The organism is Streptomyces sp. NPDC055078, assembly GCF_053607985.1.
Genome location: NZ_JBSGUP010000919.1, coordinates 1 through 2480, shown reverse-complemented (window position 1 = coordinate 2480; position 2480 = coordinate 1). Strand labels below are relative to the sequence as shown.

General features: G+C 71.5%; 2 protein-coding genes. Both read right to left on the bottom strand.

Features of this window, described 5'->3' with window-relative positions; genetic code table 11:
- Positions 1 to 26: 26 nt before the first annotated feature.
- On the bottom strand, positions 27 to 1091 hold the full coding sequence (locus ACWF94_RS38575; protein ID WP_453499653.1) for an iron-siderophore ABC transporter substrate-binding protein: 1065 nt from the start codon (positions 1089 to 1091) through the stop codon (positions 27 to 29).
- Positions 1092 to 1348: 257 nt separating this feature from the next.
- Positions 1349 to 2071: a helix-turn-helix domain-containing protein gene (locus ACWF94_RS38570; RefSeq protein WP_453499655.1), complete on the bottom strand. Its 723-nt coding sequence runs from the start codon at positions 2069 to 2071 to the stop codon at positions 1349 to 1351.
- Positions 2072 to 2480: the final 409 nt, after the last annotated feature.

Here is a 2480-nt window from a genome sequence, read left to right as displayed (position 1 = left end):
CGGCACGCGGCGGGTGGAGTCCGCTGTCACTTGGCCTTGTCCGCGGCCTTGGCGAGCGCGGCGACGTAGTCGTCCAGGACCCAGGAGATCGACAGCGGCGTCGGGTTGGCCGCCGTCGCGGCGGGCGAACTGCCGGGCAGCAGATGCATCGAGCCCCGGTCGATGGCGGGCACCTTCGACAGCAGCGGGTCCTTGCGCAGCGTGCCGGCCAGTTCGCCCTTGTCGTCGCCGTAGCCGGTGATGATGTCGACGTCGTCGAACACATCGATCTGCTCGGCGCTGCGGGTGAGGACGAACTTGTCCGTGCCCTTCGACGCCTCGGCGACACTGCCGGGGATCTTCAGGCCCAGGTCCTGGAAGAACAGGGTCCGGGTGTCGTGGGCGGTGTAGAAGCCGACCTTGCTGACGTCGCCGGGGTCGACATGGGTCATGAACATCGCCGACTTGCCCTTGAGCTGCGGGTACTTGGCGACGGTACGGCTGATGTCACCCTCCAAGTCCTTGATCAGCTTCTCGCCCTCGGGGGCGAGCCCGATGGCCTTGCTGTTCGTCCGCACGACCTCCCGCCACGGCGTCGCCCACGGGGCATCCGGGTACGTCACCACGGGCGCTATCTCGCTGAGGGTGGTGTAGTCCTGCTTGGTCAGGCCGGAGTAGGCGGCGAGGATGACATCCGGCTTGGTGTCGGCGACGGCCTCGAAGTCGATGCCGTCGTTCTCGTCGAACAGGACCGGTGTCTTCGCGCCCAGGTCCTTGAGCTTCTTCTCCACCCAGGGCAGCACCCCGTCGCCGTCGTCGTCGCCGAAGTCCGCGGAGGCCATGCCGACGGGGACGACGCCGAGCGCCAGCGGCACCTCGTGGTTGGCCCAGTTCACGGTGGCGACGCGCTTCGGCTTCTGGGGGATGGTCGTCTTGCCCAGGGCGTGCTCGACCGTGAGCGGGAAGGTGGCCGAGGACGACGGGGAACTCTTCTTCCCGTCGTCGCCGTCGCCGCTGTCGCTGTCGTCCCCGGCGGACGAGGAGCCGCCGCAGGCCGCGAGGGTCAGGAGAGCGGCGGCTGTGGCGAGCAGCCGCAGGCGATGTGAACGCATGATTGTCTACCCCACTGGTCCGGATACCAGGTGCCGGTCCTCGCACGCCTCGGTCCCGGGATGCCGTCGTGGAGTGTGTGCACCATGCTGAGCGCAAGCGCTTAGGTAAGGCTTGCCTTGCTCACTGTAGGAGAATGCCGATCACTGTCGCAATCGATCCTTTGCGACATCCGATGTAGTGATCGGGACACCCGCCCGCTGGGGACAGGGGGATCGTCCCGGCCGTGGCCGGAAGGCATCGGCGCTCGGGAGGCCGCTCAGGAGGCCCGGAATGTGCCCGGGGTGAGCCCGGTCGTCCGCCGGAAGGCCGCCCCGAAGGCGCTCGCCGACCGGTATCCGACCTCCTCGGCCACGGCCTCCACCTCCCAGCCCCGGGTGAGCAGAGCGACAGCGTGCTGGGCCCGGACCGAGGCGATCCAGCGTGCGAAGCTGGTGCCCGTCTCCGTGTTGAACGCGCGGCTGACCGTCCGCGCGCTCACCCCCAGCTCCGCCGCCCAGTCACCGAGGGTGCGCTCGTCGCCCGGATCCTCGCGGAGCGCCTCGGCGATCGGGCGCAGCAGGGCGGACGCCGGGGCGTGCACCAGCAGTGCGCGCGGCGACGGTTCGAGCACATCGAGAACCATCGCCTCGGTGGTCGCCCGCGAGGCGGGCGAGAGCCGGGACTCGCCGAGCCGCTCCAGCAGCAGCCGCAGCAGCGGAGTGATCTCGACGGCCACCGGCGCCTCGGAGATGGACGGCGTGGTGGGGAAGCCGAAGAAGCTCGCCCGGAACCAGGTACCGGCGACCGCCGACCCCGAGTGCAGTGTGCCCGCGGGCATCCACAGACCGAGCGCGGGCGTGATCGTCCAGACCCGGGCCCCGACCACGGCCGTCGACGCGCCGCGCTCGTTCCAGAGCAGTTCATGGAAGGGGTGGGAGTGCTCACCCCAGGTGGTGTCCTGCGCGACGACCTCGTCGTATGGCTGGATCGCGAACGGCATCGGCACCGCGCCCGCGGCGATCACCGGCAGCGAACGTGTTTCCCGGGCGGCGCGCGGGGTCCCTGAGGCACCGGAGGCGCCGGTGGTCCGGGAGGCACCGGAGGAGCCGGCGGTCCGGGGACCTCGCGCCGCGGGTGCCCGGGGCCCGGTGGCCGGAGCGGAGCCGGGTGCCGCCGTGGCGGATGGGCGGTCCGCGGTGGCGGGGCAGGGTGCGGTCTGAGGACGGCGGGACGGCATGCCCTCACCCTAGAGGGGCCCGTCCCCGGAGACGGGCCCTGTCTCCGGCGAACGTCGGGCGAACGGCGAACGGCGAACGGCGAACGGCGAACGGCGAACGGCAGGCGGTCGGCGTCAGGCGGCGGGCGTCGGGCGGTCGGCGTCAGGCGGCGGGCGTCGGGCGGTCGGCGTC

Bases quoted from the DNA above. Each gene is read 5' to 3' on its own strand.
- ACWF94_RS38575 (WP_453499653.1), bottom strand. From the start codon at position 1,091: ATGCGTTCACATCGCCTGCGGCTGCTCGCCACAGCCGCCGCTCTCCTG.
- ACWF94_RS38570 (WP_453499655.1), bottom strand. From the start codon at position 2,071: ATGCCGTTCGCGATCCAGCCATACGACGAGGTCGTCGCGCAGGACACC.